Origin of the sequence: Streptomyces sp. NRRL B-3229 (assembly GCF_000719505.1) — a bacterium.
GTDB lineage: Bacteria > Actinomycetota > Actinomycetes > Streptomycetales > Streptomycetaceae > Streptomyces > Streptomyces griseorubiginosus.
In genome coordinates, this window is sequence record NZ_JOGP01000019.1 from 194,452 (window position 1) to 210,885 (window position 16,434).

11 protein-coding genes are annotated in these 16,434 nt (G+C 70.3%); 6 read left to right on the forward strand and 5 right to left on the reverse strand.

Features of this window, described 5'->3' with window-relative positions:
- Positions 1-27: 27 nt before the first annotated feature.
- Positions 28-954: an oxidoreductase gene (locus IF54_RS0128510; protein WP_030323773.1), complete on the reverse strand. Its 927-nt coding sequence runs from the start codon at positions 952-954 to the stop codon at positions 28-30.
- Between the two features lie 111 nt (positions 955-1,065).
- Here IF54_RS0128510 and murJ point away from each other — a divergent pair, with 111 nt between their 5' ends.
- From murJ to IF54_RS0128525, 3 genes are all read left to right on the forward strand, one after another.
- On the forward strand, positions 1,066-2,754 hold the full coding sequence (gene murJ / locus IF54_RS0128515; RefSeq protein WP_030323774.1) for a murein biosynthesis integral membrane protein MurJ: 1,689 nt from the start codon (positions 1,066-1,068) through the stop codon (positions 2,752-2,754).
- 74 nt (positions 2,755-2,828) lie between these two features.
- A complete protein-coding gene (locus tag IF54_RS0128520; RefSeq protein ID WP_030323775.1) occupies positions 2,829-3,188 on the forward strand; it encodes an excalibur calcium-binding domain-containing protein in 360 nt (119 codons plus the stop codon).
- A gap of 130 nt (positions 3,189-3,318) precedes the next feature.
- A complete protein-coding gene (locus tag IF54_RS0128525) occupies positions 3,319-3,711 on the forward strand; it encodes an excalibur calcium-binding domain-containing protein (RefSeq protein WP_030323777.1) in 393 nt (130 codons plus the stop codon).
- Positions 3,712-3,749: 38 nt separating this feature from the next.
- On the opposite strand, the gene IF54_RS0128530 is transcribed toward IF54_RS0128525, so the two are convergent.
- The 3 genes from IF54_RS0128530 to IF54_RS0128540 form a co-directional block, all read right to left on the reverse strand.
- Positions 3,750-4,148 carry a DUF4440 domain-containing protein gene (locus IF54_RS0128530; RefSeq protein ID WP_030323779.1) on the reverse strand — a complete coding sequence of 133 codons (399 nt, stop codon included), beginning with the start codon at positions 4,146-4,148 and terminating at the stop codon, positions 3,750-3,752.
- A 178-nt stretch (positions 4,149-4,326) separates the two neighbouring features.
- The gene (gene ppdK / locus IF54_RS0128535) at positions 4,327-7,047 is read right to left on the reverse strand and encodes a pyruvate, phosphate dikinase (RefSeq protein ID WP_030323781.1); all 2,721 of its coding nucleotides are present in this window, start codon (positions 7,045-7,047) and stop codon (positions 4,327-4,329) included.
- Between the two features lie 408 nt (positions 7,048-7,455).
- On the reverse strand, positions 7,456-8,658 hold the full coding sequence (locus IF54_RS0128540) for an ROK family protein (RefSeq protein ID WP_030323783.1): 1,203 nt from the start codon (positions 8,656-8,658) through the stop codon (positions 7,456-7,458).
- Positions 8,659-8,778: 120 nt separating this feature from the next.
- On the opposite strand from IF54_RS0128540, the gene IF54_RS0128545 reads away from it, so the two are divergent.
- The 3 genes from IF54_RS0128545 to IF54_RS0128555 all read left to right on the forward strand — a co-directional run bounded on the left by IF54_RS0128545 (position 8,779) and on the right by IF54_RS0128555 (position 14,345).
- The gene (locus IF54_RS0128545; protein WP_037820715.1) at positions 8,779-10,515 is read left to right on the forward strand and encodes an MGH1-like glycoside hydrolase domain-containing protein; all 1,737 of its coding nucleotides are present in this window, start codon (positions 8,779-8,781) and stop codon (positions 10,513-10,515) included.
- Positions 10,512-12,449, forward strand: a complete 1,938-nt coding sequence (locus IF54_RS0128550) for a glycogen debranching N-terminal domain-containing protein (protein ID WP_030323786.1) — start codon at positions 10,512-10,514, stop codon at positions 12,447-12,449. The genes IF54_RS0128545 and IF54_RS0128550 overlap by 4 nt, the downstream gene beginning before the upstream one ends.
- 168 nt (positions 12,450-12,617) lie before the next feature.
- The gene (locus IF54_RS0128555; RefSeq protein ID WP_030323787.1) at positions 12,618-14,345 is read left to right on the forward strand and encodes a CDP-alcohol phosphatidyltransferase; all 1,728 of its coding nucleotides are present in this window, start codon (positions 12,618-12,620) and stop codon (positions 14,343-14,345) included.
- An 84-nt stretch (positions 14,346-14,429) separates the two neighbouring features.
- Here IF54_RS0128555 and IF54_RS0128560 read toward each other — a convergent pair.
- Positions 14,430-16,434 (reverse strand): RICIN domain-containing protein (locus tag IF54_RS0128560; RefSeq protein ID WP_030323788.1); only part of this gene is annotated, 2,005 nt, incomplete at its 5' end.

The window sequence follows — 16,434 nt, forward strand, 5'->3', positions numbered from 1 at the left end:
CCGCCCTCGTCGCGTGCGGCGACCCGGTCAGCCCTTCAGGGCGTCGTACGTCACCCCCGTCAGCTCCTCCGAGGCGGACCAAAGGCGTTGGCCCGCCTCGTCATTGCGGGTCCAGGGTGCCCGCCAGGAGGGGGCCGGGGCGCCGCGCCAGCCGGCGAGGGAGGGGCCGGTGAAGGAGTCCGGGGAGACGCCGGGGGCCGTGGCCGCGTAGAGGGTGGGCAGGGCGCCGGCCTCGGCGGACTGGGCGAAGAAGCGGTTGCCGACCCGCACGAACCGTTCCGCCGCCGTGCGGCCCTCCATCTGCACCCCCGCGGTCTGGAGGTTGGTGGCCGCGTACCCGGGGTGCGCCGCCGCCGCGATCACATCCGAACCGTGGGCCGCCAGCCGGCGGGCCAGCTCGTGGACGAACAGCAGGTTGGCGGTCTTGGAGCGGGCGTAGGCGATCCAACGGCGGTAGCGGCGCTCGCTGTTGAGGTCGTGGATGTCGATGTTGGCCACCGCGTGCATCCCGCTGGAGACCGTCACGACACGTGCGCCGGGTGTCGCGAGGATCGACGGCAACAGCAGGCCGGTCAGGGCGAAGTGGCCCAGGTGGTTGGTGCCGAACTGGGTCTCGAAGCCGTCCGCGGTCGTGCCGTACGGCAGCGCCATCACGCCCGCGTTGTTGATCAGCAGGTCGAGGCGGTCGTACGGGTACGAGGTCGCGAACTCCCTTACGGAGGCCAGGTCCCCGAGGTTCAGGCGGGCCAACTCCGCCTCCGCGCCCGGTACTTCGCTCAGCAGCCGGTCCCGGGCCTCACCGCCCCGCCGCTCACTGCGGCAGGCGAGCACCACGCGGGCACCCTTGCGGGCCAGTTCCCGCGCGGCGGCGTACCCGATCCCGCTGTTGGCCCCGGTGACCACGGCCACGCGCCCGCTCTGATCGGGGATGGCCTTCTCGTTCCATCCGGGCATGACGGCGTTCCCTCCCTCGACGACTGCGGCCCAGCCTAGGAGGGGCGGGTGCGGCGAGTCATGGGCGGGGCAGTGCCCACGCCGGTGATCTCTGCGCCGTAGATTGGGCACATGGTGGAGGGGACACCGGGCGCGGGGAGAACGCGGTCACCGGGGAAGCAGACACTGGGGCGGCACGCCGCCACGAAGTCCGAGGGGGCAAAGGGCGGGCTGATGCGCTCGTCCGTGCTGATGGCAGCGGGGACGGTGGTGTCCCGGGCAACGGGCCTGCTGAGAACAGTCCTCCAGGCCGGGGCACTCGGTACAGGGCTGCTCGCTACGACGTACAACCAGGCCAACGTGGTGCCGGCGAGCCTGTACTTCCTGCTCATCGGCGGTGCGCTGAACTCCGTACTGGTACCGCAACTCGTGAGGGCCAGGATGGAGCAGCCCGATGGCGGACGGGCCTTCGAGCAGCGTCTGGTCACCCTCACGATGTCCGTGCTGGGAATCGGCACACTGCTGGCCGTCTGGGCGGCGCCGCAGATCATCGGCCTCTATCAGAGCGACTCACCGGCCAACCACGAAGCGTTTCAGCTGACCGTGGTCTTCGCGCGGTTCCTGCTCCCGCAGATCTTCTTCTACGGACTGTTCAGCATCCTGGGCCAAGTGCTCAACGCCCGGAACAGGTTCGGCGCGATGATGTGGACGCCCGTGCTCAACAACGTCGTCCTGATCACCATGTTCGGCGTGTATCTCGGCATGATGACCGCCCCGGACTCGGTCCAGGACATCACCGGCACCCAGGTCACGCTTCTCGGCGCGGGCACCACACTCGCCCTCGCGATGCAGGCGTTCGCCCTGATCCCCTTCGTGAGGGCCGCCGGTTTCCGCTTCCGCCTCCGCTTCGACTGGCGCGGCACAGGGCTCGGCAGGAGCATCGGCGCGGCCCGTTGGACCCTGCTGTTCGTCCTCACCAATCTCGTAGCCAGCACGGTGGTGACCCGCTACGCCTCCGCCGCGGACACGGCACTGCCCCATGACGGCGTCGGCTTTTCCGCCTACACGTACGCGCAGACCATCTGGTCGCTGCCACAGTCCGTCATCACCGTCTCGCTGGTCACCGCCCTGCTGCCGCGAATGAGCCAGGCCGTCGCGGAACACCGCCTCGACGACATGCGCGGCGACCTCTCCCGGGCCCTGCGGATCAGCGGCGTCGTCATCGTTCCCGCCGCATTCTTCTTCGTCGCTCTCGGGCCTGAAATGGCGCAGGTGGTCTTCGCTCACGGAGCAGCCCACCCGGCATCCATCGTGCCGCTGGGCCAGATGCTCCAGGCTTTCGGACTCGGCCTGATCCCCTTCTCGGCGCAGTACATGCTGCTGCGCGGCTTCTACGCCTTCGAGGACACCCGCACGCCGTTCTGGATGGCCGTGTGGATCAGTAGCGCAGATATCGCCCTGGCCACGGCCTGCCATCTGCTGATGCCTCCGCGATGGGCCGTCACCGGCCTGGCCGGCGCCTACGCCGCGTCGTACACCATCGGCCTGCTCATCACCGCGATGCTGTTGCGACGGCGCCTCGAAGGCCGCCTGGACGGCAAGAGGCTGTGCCGCACCTACGGCAAGCTGACGGCTTCCGCCCTCACGGCGGGCGCGCTGGGCTGGTCCGTGGCCCGATCATGCTCCAGCACCGTCACCTCGACCGCCTGGGCACCCGCTCTGGGCCTCGCCGCGGGGGGCCTCACGATGCTGCTGGTGTTCGTGCTGCTCGCACGAATCCTGAAGATCAGCGAGCTGCGGAGCCTGCCGGGCCTGGGGTGATCCGCCCGGCGCTACAGCTTCGCCTCGAGCCTGATCAGCCCGCTCTTGACGTGCGGCGCGGCCTTCGTCACGGAATGAACACCGCGGGCAGCACATACCGCTTCATGGGCGCCGGCGCTCAGGACAGGACGGCGACCGACGCGAAGCCCGCGGTCGCGAAGCCGCAGCCGACGGTGACGGTCACGGCGACCGCCACGACGACGCCGGAACCGGAACCGGCGGTCACGGTGACCGCCACGCGAACGGTCAAGGTCACCAAGACGGTGACGGCCCGCGGCTCCGGTGCCGCTGAGTCCAAGTCCGGCTCCGGCTCGGTCTACTACGAGAACTGCACCGAGGCCCGCGCCGCCGGTGCCGCGCCGATCCACCGCGGTGAGCCCGGCTACGCCTCCCACCTCGACCGGGACAACGACGGGGTGGCCTGCGACAGTTGAGCCGGCGGCGTGCTTGCGGAGAGCTACCTTCCGGTCACGTCACGTTCGCATCACGGGTTCCTCATGTCGCCGACACGGCACCCGCGTCTCACTAGGTTCGTCACCTCGCACGAACCCGGAAGGACCCGTTGTGAAACTGCTCCGCAAGCCCGGCGCGATCGTCGTCGCCGCGCTGGCCCTGGCCGTGCTGCCGGGTGCCGCCTCGGCCCATGACGGCGACCACCCGTTCGCGAGCTGCGCCGAGGCCTATGCCGCTGGGTACGCGAACCTCCCCAGGGGCGACGAGCACTACGGCAGCCATCTCGACCGGGACGGCGACGGCATCGGCTGCGACCGCCCGCCCGCGGACTTCAAGCCCCACGACGACACGGTGACCGTCGGTGACCCCGGCAGGCAGCACCGGGACCTCGCCGAGACCGGTGGCGGTGACACCTCGGTGTACCTCGCCGCCGTCGGCTCGACCGTCCTGCTCACCGGCGGCGCCCTGGTGGCGTCGGCCCGCAGGCGCCGGGCGACGCGCTGACACCGTCCGCACTCACACCGCCGCCCCGGCCACGCCGGTCAGGCGTGGTCGTACCAGGCCAGCGCCGCGATGCGCCACCCCTGCGGAGTTCGGACGAACTGGATCGTCTTGGTCCCGCCGCCGTCGAACGGCTCCCCGTCCAGGATCCCGGACTTGCGGTACGTACCGACCCGCGAGGCGATGTCCCCCACGATGTCGGTGCGTTCGGCGGTCTCCCACTCGGAGAACTCGACCAGCCGGCCCTCGGTCAGCAGCCGCAGGCGGGGCTCGATGAACTCCTCCACGGTGTAGACGGCGTACTCGGCACCGGTCCTGACGATCACGCCCTCGGGGAGGACCAGCCGCCGGACGCGTCCGACGTCGGCGGTCCTGCCGCCCCGGTTGTCGAAGGCCCCGAAGAACTCGGTGGTCACCGCGTCGATCTCGCTCTTGGACATCGCGTGACGGTAGCAGTGCCCGCACGGGGGCGCACGGGAGAGGTGGACGCGAGGGACGTACGAGAGGGCGGCACCCCCGCACAAGGGTGCCGCCCTCTCTCGTGATCCGGAACCGCCACCCATCGGTTGAGGGTCGGGGACGGGCGACGGTTCCGGGGTCCAGTGGCCCGGCGAGGGCCTACCGGTGGTCGCTGCCGTTCGCCGTGATCGCGGCGCGCCCCGCCTCCAGGCGGGCCACCGGGATGCGGAAGGGGGAGCAGGAGACGTAGTCCAGACCGACCTGGTGGAAGAAGTGGACCGACTCCGGGTCACCGCCGTGCTCGCCGCAGACGCCGAGCTTGAGGTCGGGGCGGGTGCGCCGGCCGGCCTCCGCGGCCAGCTTCACCAGGGAGCCGACCCCGTCCTTGTCGATCGTCTCGAAGGGGGAGACTCCGAAGATGCCCTTCTCCAGGTACGCCGTGAAGAAGCTCGCCTCCACGTCGTCCCGGCTGAAGCCCCACACCGTCTGGGTGAGGTCGTTCGTGCCGAAGGAGAAGAACTCCGCCGCCTCCGCGATCTGACCGGCGGTCAGCGCGGCGCGCGGGAGCTCGATCATCGTGCCGATCGACAGCTTCAGCTCCACACCGGTGGCCGCCTCGACCTCCGCGACGACCTGGTCGGCCTCCTCGCGGACGATCTCCAGCTCCTGGACGGTGCCGACGAGCGGGATCATGATCTCGGCCCGCGGGTCGCCCTTGGCGTTCTTGCGCTCGGCCGCGGCCTCGGCGATCGCCCGTACCTGCATGGTGAACAGACCCGGGATCACCAGACCGAGGCGCACACCGCGCAGGCCCAGCATCGGGTTCTGCTCGTGCAGCCGGTGCACGGCCTGGAGCAGGCGCAGTTCGTTCTCGTGCGGCTCCTGGCGGGACTCCGCCAGCGCCACGCGGACCGACAGCTCGGTGATGTCCGGGAGGAACTCGTGCAGCGGCGGGTCGAGGAGCCGGATCGTCACCGGCAGCCCGTCCATCGCCGAGAACAGCTCGACGAAGTCCTGCTTCTGGAGCGGGAGCAGCGCCTTCAGCGACTCCTCGCGCTCGGCCTCCGTGTCGGCCAGGATCAGCCGCTCGACCAGCTCACGCCGGTCACCGAGGAACATGTGCTCGGTACGGCACAGTCCGATGCCCTGCGCGCCGAAGCGACGGGCGCGCAGCGCGTCCTCGGCGTTGTCGGCGTTGGCGCGGACCCGCAGCCGGCGCTTGCGGTCGGCGAACGCCATGATCCGGTGCACGGCCTCCACCAGCTCGTCGGCGTCGTTGGCACCCGCGTGCATCCGGCCCTCGAAGTACTCCACGACGGGAGACGGGACGACCGGGACCTCGCCCAGGTAGACCTTGCCGGACGACCCGTCGATGGAGATCAGGTCGCCCTCCTCCACCACGTGCCCGCCCGGAACCGTCATCCGGCGCCGCTTGGTGTCGACCTCCAGCTCCTCGGCGCCGCAGACACAGGTCTTGCCCATGCCGCGCGCGACGACGGCCGCGTGGGAGGTCTTGCCGCCACGGGAGGTCAGGATGCCCTCGGCCGCGATCATGCCGTCGAGGTCGTCGGGGTTGGTCTCGCGTCGTACGAGGATGACCTTCTCGCCCGAACGGGACCACTTCACCGCGGTGTACGAGTCGAAGACCGCCTTGCCGACGGCCGCGCCCGGCGAGGCCGCGATGCCCCGGCCGACCTGCGCGACCTTGGCGTCCTCGTCGAAGCGCGGGAACATCAGCTGGGCCAGCTGGGCGCCGGTGACGCGCTGGAGCGCCTCGGCCTCGTCGATGAGCCCCTGGTCGACCAGCTGGGTGGCGATCCGGAAGGCCGCGCCCGCCGTGCGCTTGCCGACCCGGGTCTGGAGCATCCACAGCTGACCGCGCTCGATGGTGAACTCGATGTCGCAGAGGTCCTTGTAGTGGTTCTCCAGCGTCTCCATGATCTGCATCAGCTGGTCGTACGACTTCTTGTCGATCTGCTCCAGCTCCGCGAGCGGCACGGTGTTGCGGATGCCCGCGACGACGTCCTCGCCCTGCGCGTTCTGGAGGTAGTCGCCGTAGACGCCCTGGTGGCCGGAGGCGGGGTCGCGGGTGAAGGCGACACCGGTGCCGGAGTCGGGGCCGAGGTTGCCGAAGACCATCGAACAGACGTTGACCGCGGTGCCGAGGTCGCCGGGGATGCGCTCCTGGCGGCGGTAGAGCTTGGCGCGGTCGGTGTTCCAGGAGTCGAAGACCGCGTGGATGGCGAGGTCCATCTGCTCGCGCGGGTCCTGCGGGAAGTCCCGGCCGGCCTCCTTCTTCACGATCTTCTTGAAGGCGGTGACCAGCTTCTTGAGGTCGGCGGCCTCCAGGTCGGTGTCGACGGTGACCTTCTTGGCCTCCTTGGCCTTGTCGAGGGCCTCCTCGAAGAGGTCGCCGTCGACGCCGAGGACGGTCTTGCCGAACATCTGGATGAGGCGCCGGTAGGAGTCCCAGGCGAAGCGGTCGTCGCCGGCCTGCTGGGCGAGACCCTGGACCGACTTGTCGGAGAGACCGATGTTCAGGACCGTGTCCATCATTCCGGGCATGGAGAACTTCGCGCCGGAGCGGACGGAGACGAGCAGCGGGTCGTCGGCCTGGCCGAGCTTCTTGCCCATGCGCTGCTCCAGCGCGTCGAGGTGCGCACTCACCTCGTCACGCAGTGCCGCGGGTTCCTCACCGCTGTCCAGGTAGACCTTGCAGGCGTCCGTCGTGATGGTGAAGCCGGGGGGAACGGGGAGTCCCAGGTTGGTCATCTCGGCGAGGTTCGCGCCCTTGCCACCCAGGAGGTCCTTGAGGTCCTTGTTTCCCTCGGTGAAGTCGTAGACGAACTTGGCTACGTGGGGTTCTTTGTTTTCCGACACGGGTCTCGACTCCCTCGAGGACGCGGTGGCTGCCCTGACGGCGAGGAACATACCCAGATCGAAGGCTTCTGGGTACGTCTGCTCGGGCGTCATACGCCCGTAACCAGGTGTCTGCCAGCGGATCGAAAGTCAAAGCTTGGCAAGCGACAGCCGTCGAATGTTTTCACTTCTTGAACACGGAGGGACTCACCCACCCCCCATTCCGCTCACATGAGCACCCTATGGCCACATCTGATTTCGATCGATGAACGATCAAGGGGTGGCACTCAGTGCCACCCCTTTCAGAAGTGCAGTCGCCCAAGATCCGCTCATTCGAGCGCGACCCCTATCAGGCGTGGCGAGAATCACGCTGCCACAGCGCGTCGGATTTCACCATGCGGACGGGTAATCCAGACCGCAACACGGACGTCATACGCCCATCGCCAGCAACCGCTCCTCGACCCGTTCGGGCGCGTACAGGTGCTCCACGACCAGCGCACCCGCCCCGACCAGCCCGGCCCGCTCCCCCAGCCGCGAGGTGACCACCTCGAGGCGGGCCGTGGAGCGGGGCAGCGCCCGCTGGTACAGCAGCTCCCGGACGCCGGTGAGGAAGGGAGTTCCGGCCAGATCTCCGGCGATCATCAGGACCCCGGGGTTCAGTAGCGTCACGACCGTCGCCAGTACGTCCCCGACCTGCCGCCCCGCCTCGCGCGCGAGCGCCGCCGCCCCCGGGTGCCCGGACGCCAGCAGGTCCCGCACATCCGAACCGGAAGCCGCCGGCACCCCGGTCGCGGCCAGCCGCCGGGCGACGGCACCGCCGCTCGCGACGGCGGCGAGACAGCCGTAGGAACCGCATCGGCACAGCGCCTCCGCACCGGCCGGCACCCGGATGTGCCCCAGGTCGCCCGCGCCCCCGTCGATGCCCCGGTAGACCGAGCCGTCGACGACGACTCCGGCGCCGATGCCGGTCGAGACCTTGACCAGGACGAAGGCCGAGCAGTCGGGGTGGCCGGTGCGCTGTTCGCCGTACGCCATGAGGTTGGCGTCGTTGTCGACGAGCACGGGGACCGGGCCGGACCCGGAGTGCTCGGTGAAGGCCCGGGCGAGGCGGCCCCGTATGTCGTAGCCGTCCCAGCCGGGCATGATCGGCGGCTGGACCACCCGGCCGCTCTCCAGGTCGACCGGGCCCGGCACGGCGAGCCCGATGCCGCAGACCTCCTCGGCCCGCTGCCCCGCCTTCTCCAGCAGCTCGGCGAACCAGCGGCCCAGCTCGCCGAGGACGGCGTCAGGGCCGTCCTCGATCACCAGGGTGCCGCTGTGCTCGGCGAGGATCTCGCCGGTCAGGGAGAGCACGCACGCGCGCGCGTGCCGGGTGTCGAGATCGGCTGCCAGGACGACGGCATGGGCGTCGTCGAACTCCAGGGTGATGGAGGGGCGGCCGCCCAGCGGGGAGTCCACCGGGCCGCCGGCGCCCTCGCGCAGCCATCCCGCGCGGAAGAGCCGGTCGAGGCGCTGGCCGACGGTCGCCCGGGACAGTCCGGTGGCCTGCTGGAGCGCTCCGCGCGTGACGGCTCGCCCGCTGCGGACCAGTTCGAGCAGATCTCCGGCGCCGGTCTGACTCCGTCCAGCCATGCGCACCCCCTTGTGTTTCTCAACTGTGCATTACATATTGGGTTTTGCGTGTTAAATAGACGTAACCCTACGGTAGCCCTGACCGAACCGGTCAGCCACACGTCTTTCGGGGAGTCCCGAGTGGATCGCACTGCCCAGCTCGTCACCTCTTCCACCGAGCGCTCGATCGCATACGATCCGCCGGGTTCGCCGCCTTCCCTGCACACCAGGGCCGCGCGGGTGCTGGAGGCCAACTGGACCGGCGCCTCCACCGTCCCCTCGCGCGGCCTGTACCCGCACCAGTGGTCCTGGGACTCCGCCTTCATCGCGATCGGCCTGCGCCACCTCTCGCCGCTGCGGGCGCAGACCGAGCTGGAGACCCTCCTGACGGCCCAGTGGGGCGACGGGCGGATCCCGCACATCGTGTTCAACCCCTCCGTACCGCTCGACGCGTACTTCCCGAGCCCCGACTTCTGGCGCTCCTCGACCGCGGGGCGCAGCGCGGGCGCCCCGCGCACCGTACAGACGTCCGGGATCGTCCAGCCACCGGTGCACGCGCTGGCCGCGTGGCTGGTGCACCGCGCCGACCCCGGGCTCTCCCGGTCCCGCGGCTTCCTCGCCCGCGTGTACCCGCGTCTGGCGGCCTGGCACCGCTACCTCCTGCACCGCCGCGACCTCGGCGGCGGCGGCCTCGCCTCCGTCGTGCACCCCTGGGAACAGGGTATGGACAACAGCCCCGCCTGGGACCTCCCCCTGTCCCGCGTCACCCCGGCCCCGGCCCGCTCCTTCCGCCGCGCCGACCTCGACCACGGGGCGGCCGAGGACCGGCCGACGGATCTGGACTACGGGCGGTACGTGCGCCTGGCGGCCGACTACCGGGACGCCGGGTACAGGGACGGGGCGGGTGGGGGGATTGGTGCTGGGGCGGGCGGAGGGCATGGTGCCGGGCCGGACGGAGGGCGTGGTGATGGCACCGGCGAGTTCGCCGTCGAGGATCCCGCCTTCAACGCCCTGCTCATCGCCTCCGAGCACGCGCTGGCCCGGATCGCCGACGAACTGGGCGCACCCGGCACGGCCCGGCACGCGCGCGCGGAGCGCCTGACGCAGGCGCTGGTGGAGCGGCTGTGGGACCCGGCGAGGGGCATGTTCCTCTGCCGGGACCTGCGGGCGCCCGCCCCGGCCGGGCCCGTCACCCTCGGACACGCGACGGCCGGACACGCGACGGCCGGACACACCACGGCGGGCGACCACGGGCCTGCGTTCCCCCCGCACCGCCCCGACGTCCGGCCGACCGCCGGGCACGAGGCAACCGCCCCGGCCCCGGCCCCGACTCCGGCCACGGACCCCGGCCTGATCCCCGAGCGCGGTGTCTCCGGACTCGTCCCCCTGCTCCTGCCCGGTCTCCCCCGGGACATCGTCACGGCACTGCTGCGCACCGCCGCCGGCCCGCACTTCGGCCTCGGCACCACCACCCGCCTCCTCCCCAGCTACGACCTCCTCGGCGAGGCCTTCGACGCCCACCGCTACTGGCGCGGCCCGGCCTGGTTCAACACGGCGTGGCTCGTGGAGCGCGGACTGCGCACCCACGGCGAGCGCCAACAGGCGGACGCCCTGCGGGAGTCGGCCCTCGAACTCGCCGCGGCCACCGACTTCGCGGAGTACGTCGACCCGTACACCGGCGAGGGATGCGGGGCGACCGGCTTCAGCTGGACGGCCGCGCTCACGCTCGACCTGCTGCACGGCGAGACCGCGGTCGACACCCCGCTCACCGGCGACGCCACACTCACCGGCGGGATGACGGCGACGCACGGCACCACGATCACGAACAGCACCACAGTCACGGCGGACATGGGATTCAAGGGAGGGAACCGGCGATGACGGACCGGCATCATCTGCTCGTGCACGGCGGGACGTTCGCTGCCGTGGGTGACGGCGGGGACATCAGCGGGGTCCGGGGCGGCAGCTTCCCGGACGGGCTCTTCGTACGGGACGCCCGGCACCTGAGCCGCTGGCAGCTCACGGTCGACGGCGCGGTCCCCGAGACCCTGTCGCCGGTCGCCGACGGCGACACCGCCCGCTGTGTCCTGGTCCCGCGAGGCGGCCGCCAGGAACCCCCGGCCCACACCCTCTTCCGCGAACAGGCGGTCGGGGACGGCTCGTTCGTCGAATCCCTGCGGGTGACCAGCAACCGCCCGGTGCCGACGACGGTCCGGCTCGCCGTCACCGCGGACGCCGACTTCACCGACCAGTTCGAACTCCGCTCCGACTACCGCACCTATACCAAGCCCGGAGCCACCCGCACCCGCGAAGTCCTCGACGACGGCGTGGAGTTCGGCTACCAGCGCCGGGAATGGCGTTCGTGCACGACGGTGACGGCCGAGCCCGCCCCGGACGGCGTCGAGGAGACGGGCACCGGAGCCCGGCGCCTGGTGTGGACGCTGGACCTGGAACCGCACGGCTCGGCCGAGCTGACCCTGCGCGTGCTGGCCCGCCCGCACGGCGACAAGCGGGCCCGCCGGGTACCGAGCTCTCCTGCCGCCCTGAACCAGCAACTCCTGGCGCTGGAAGGCGAGTTCGTGGAGGGCGTGGCCTTCCCGACCGGCTGGCCGGAGCTGGCGGCCGCCTGCGCCCGCGGTCTCGCCGACCTGGCCTCGCTCCAGCTTCCGGCCACCGGCCCGGACGGCGAGGACCTGCGTGTCCCGGCCGCCGGGGCCCCCTGGTTCCTGACCCTCCTGGGCCGGGACGCCCTCCTCACCTCCCTCTTCGCCCTCCCCTACCGCCCCCAGCTGGCCGCCGCCACCCTGCCCGCGCTCGCCGCGACCCAGGCCACGGAGACCGACGCGGCCTCCGTGGCCCAGCCCGGCAAGATCGTGCACGAGGTACGGCACGGAGAGCTGGCGCACTTCGGGCAGGTGCCGTACGGCCGCTACTACGGCTCGGTCGACGCCACCCCGCTGTTCCTGGTCCTCCTCGGCGCCTACGTGGAGCAGACCGGGGACGTCTCGCTCGCCCGGCGCCTGGAGTCCCACGCCCGTGCCGCGATCGGCTGGATGCTCGACCACGGCGGCCTGACCTCCCGCGGCTACCTCGTCTACCGCGCCGACCAGGGCGGCCTGGCCAACCAGAACTGGAAGGACTCCCCCGGCGCGATCTGCGGCGCCGACGGCACCCGGGCCGGCGGACCGGTGATGGCGGCGGGCGCCCAGGGCTACGCCTACGACGCGCTGCGCCGCACCGCGTGGCTCGCCCGCACGGCGTGGAAGGACGAGACCTACGGAGCCCTCCTCGAACAGGCCGCGGCCGATCTGCGGGACCGCTTCCAGCGGGACTTCTGGATGCCGGACCGCGCCTTCCCCGCCCTCGCCCTGGACGGAGAAGGCCGCCACGTCGACGCGCTGGCCTCCGACGCCGGCCATCTGCTGTGGTCGGGGCTGCTCGACAAGGAGTACGGGGAAATGGTGGGACGACGGCTGCTGGAGCCGGACTTCTTCTCCGGATGGGGCGTGCGCACGGTGGCGTCCGGCCAACCGGCCTACCATCCGCTGTCGTACCACCGGGGTTCGGTGTGGCCGCACGACAACGCGCTGATCACGCTGGGCCTGGCGCGGTACGGCCTGCACGACGAGGCCCGGGCGGTGGCACACGGGCTGGTGGACGCGGCGACGGCGACCGGGCACCGGCTGCCGGAGGTCCTGGCCGGCTACGGACGGGAGTCGCACGGGGAGCCGGTGCCGTATCCGCACGCGTGTGTGCGGGAGGCCCGGTCGGCGGCGGCGCCGCTTGCTCTGCTGACGGCGGTTGGTGGCGCCTAGCACTCCGGACTCCCCGCGCCTCCGCACCTCACCGTTGACCAAGCGTTGGGGCGGTGTTTGCCCTGGGACGTGAACTGTGACCCGGGACGGGCCGTACGGGAATGTGGCGGATTCGAGACCCCCTATCGGGTCCGCCTCCTACCAGGACCCGTACGGAAGGACCCTCGGGTGTCCGAGACCCTTGCAGAGATCACGTCACCAGAGGCCGAGGTGACCGAGACGGAGAAGGCGTCACGGTATGCCCGTTGGCGGGACGCGCACCCCACCGCCGTACGGAACACCCGCTGGACCCTGAACACCCTCGCCGCACTGCTCGTCCTCGGGGCCCTGCTGCTGCCGAACAAGATCACCAATCTGCACGCCGGGGAGTTCCTGCGGCTTCCGGCGGAGGCGATCCTCGGGGCCGCCCTGGCGCTGGCGCTGCCGCGTCGCCCACGGCTGGCGGTGGCTGTACTGGCCGGGGCCGGGCTCGGGGTGCTGACGATCCTCAACCTGCTCGACATGGGGTTCAACGACTACCTGGGGCGCGCCTTCAACCCGGTCCTCGACTGGGAACTGCTCAACGACGCGCAGTCGTACGTGGCGGACTCGATGGGACGGGGCGTGGCGATCGCCGCCATGGTCGTCGTGATCGTCCTCGTGCTCCTGGTGCCGGCCGTCATGACGCTGGCGACGGTCCGGCTCAGCGGCCTGCTGGCCCGGCACCGGCAGCAGGCCGTCCGGGGCACCCTCGTCGCGGCCACCGTCTGGATCACCTGCTCCGCCCTCGGCCTCCAGATCCTCGGCCCGCCGCTCGCGTCCGAGCACACCGCCGCGCTCACCAAGATCCAGGCCCAGCGGGTGGTGTCCACCCTGCGGGACGAGGCGGCGTTCGAGAAGGTGGCCAAGGTCGACGCGTTCGGGAACACGCCGGGCTCCCAGCTGGTGCCCGACCTGCGCGGCAAGGACATGATCTTCACCTTCATCGAGAGCTACGGCCGCAGCGCCATCGAGGACCCGCTCATCGCACCCGGCGTCGACAAGACCCTCGACACCAGCACCGCGGCCCTCGCGAAGGCCGGCTTCCACGCGAAGAGCGGCTGGCTGACCTCGGCGACGTACGGCGGCAGCAGCTGGCTGGGCCACTCCACGACCCTCTCCGGCCTCTGGATCGACAACCAGCAGCGCTACCGCACGGTCATGGCCAGCGACCACCTCAGCCTCACCAAGGCCTTCAAGAAGACCGGCGACTGGGACACGGTCGGGGTGATGCCGGGCGTCCAGAAGGGCTGGCCCGAGCAGAAGTACTACGGCCTCGACAAGGTCTACAACGCCTTCCAACTCGGCTACCAGGGACCCAAGTTCAGCTGGTCCACGATGCCGGACCAGTACGCGCTGGAGGCCTACCAGAAGCAGGTCCACAGCAAGAAGCGCGACAAGCCCCTCATGTCCGAGATCATCCTGACCTCCAGCCACCAGCCGTGGGCCCCGATCCCGAAAATGGTCGACTGGGACGACCTGGGCGACGGTTCGATCTTCAAGCCCATCCAGAAGGCCGGCAACAAGGCCTCCGACATCATCGCCGACCCGACCCGCTCCAAGCAGGAGTACGGCAAGTCCATCTCCTACTCGGTCACTTCACTGACCCAGTGGCTGGAGCGCTACGGCAGCGACGACACGGTCCTCGTCTTCCTCGGCGACCACCAGCCGATAGCCCGGGTCAGCGGGCAGAACGCCAGCCGTGACGTACCGATCTCGATCGTCGCCAAGGACCCCAAGGTCCTCGCCAGGATCGGTTCCTGGAACTGGACGGACGGCCTCAAGCCGGCCCACGACGCCCCGGTCTGGAAAATGAGCGCCTTCAGGGACCGCTTCCTGACTGCCTATGGTTCGACTCCCCACCCCTCGAAGGGCTGAACGGGACGCCGACCGGCCGAACGGTGGGGCGGGAAGGCCATTGCCTTCCTGCCCCACCGCTCAGCTCTGCGTCGGGTCAGACCGTCACTGGATCGTCCAGGCCTGGTTTGGCTGGTTCAGCGGCATGTACTGGTCGATGGTGGCTCCGTTCGCGGTCGAGCTGTTGCTCACCTCCAGGATCTGCTTGCTCTCGAAGTTGCGGATCAGGTATCCACCGGTGGTCGGCTCGAAGTACCACAGCTGGTTGTTGCTGCCGTTGTAGGTGCTCTGCTGGAGCGCGGTGCCCCTCCAGTGGCTGGCCCAGCCGAAGTCGAGGACCTTGCCGCTGTTCCTGTTCACGATCTTGTTGAGCTGCCCGCTGACCGGAACGATGGTCCACTGCTGGTTGGCGTTGCCCGATTTCGGCCACTGGATGACGCTCGCGCCGTCGGCGGTGGACGCGCCGTTGACGTCCATCACCAGGCCGCTGTTGACGTTCTTGATCGAGTAGTAGGTCGACGGGTTGGTGTTCGGCGTACCGGTCTGGTCCTCCAGGGCCCCGCCCGTCCGCTGCACGGAGAAGTCCGTGATGTAGAAGTAGGCCCCGTCGGTCTTGGCGACGCGGATGTAGCGGAAGGCCTGGCGGACGTTGATCTCACCGGTGAGGGTGGCCGCGAGCGGCAGGGTGCTGGTCTGGCGTCCCACGACGGTGTACGTGGCGAAGGACGGGTCGTTGGACGCCCGGACCTCGAAGTTGCCCCGGGTCGAGGACTGGTCCAGGTCCTGGCGGGTGGTCAGGGAGAACTGTCCGAGCTGGTAGGCCTGCCCCAGGTCGACCTGCCACCAGGCCGAGGTGTCGCTGCCGGTCGGCGACCAGCCGGTCGTGCCGTTGTTGTCGACGGCATTGGAGGGCGGGGTGTTCGAACCGTAGACCGACGACGCGGACGCCGGCCTGTTGTAGGCGAGGTTGAGCTTCGCCGCCAGTCCCTGGTAGGCGGACTCGAGACCGGAGGCCTTGATGACCGTGTCGCCGGACGTCGTGTTGTTGGTGAGGGTGACGTTGGAGCCGTTGGCGTTCTGGTTGACGAGACCGTCCGTCTGCGACAGCACGTTGTTCGAGAGGGTCATGTTGTTCGACCCCTCGTCCGTGTAGAGGCCGGCCACGGCATTGCCGCAGGCGGTCGGCGTTCTCAGCACGTCGTGGACGTAGTTGCCGTTGATGACGGTGCCCGGGTCGTTGGACAGGTGGTAGATGGCGGCCGAGTCGCACAGCCGGTTCATCACGTTGCCGATCCGGTTGTAGCTGGTGCTGTTGACGAAGCCCGCGTCGATGCCCGCGGTTCCGGGGTAGTCCTCGCCGATCTGGTTGATCAGGTTGTTCTTGACGGTGACGTTCTTGACCACCTCCCGGGCGTCCTCACCCGCCGGTGAGGTGGGCGGGTTGTAGACGGTGTGCATCTCCACGGTCGGGTCGGAGAACTTGCCGACCATGATCCCGTTGCCCGCGATGTCGTAGACGAGGTTGCCGGTCACGGTGCTGTCGTGCACGCCGTGGGACAGGTCCAGGGCCGTGGCCCCCATCTGCGTGAAGGTGTTCCCGGTGAAGGAGACACGGTCGGCGTCCGCCGCCTGCACTCCGGCCGGCGGGCGGCCCACGTACTGGTGGTTGGAGGTGTCGGCGGAGATGTTGTAGTTGCCGCCCTGGCCGTTGAGGTAGCCGTTGTCGGTCGCTTCCATCCAGGTGGTCCCGGAGAAGGTGATCCCGGAGAAGCGCAGGTCATGGACGGGACTGTCGAGGCTGGTGCCCTTGATGTCGAAGAGGGTCTTGATCGTGGGCGCCTGCACGGAGGCCGTGGACATGTCCTCGCCGGGGCGGGGCTTGTAGTAGACGGTCTGCGCGGCGGTGTCGACGTAGAACTCGCCCGGTTCGTTGAGGAACTCGTGGGCGTTCTCGAAGTGCAGGGGGGAGCCGTCGGCGAGGACCGGGAAGGGCCGCTGGAAGAGGATGCCCGCCTCGTGGTCCTGGATCGACACGTTGGCGATGCCGCCCGCGGAGGTGAACGACTTCAGCCGCAGGTAGCTCTCGCCCCACTGCGTCTCCAGCATCATC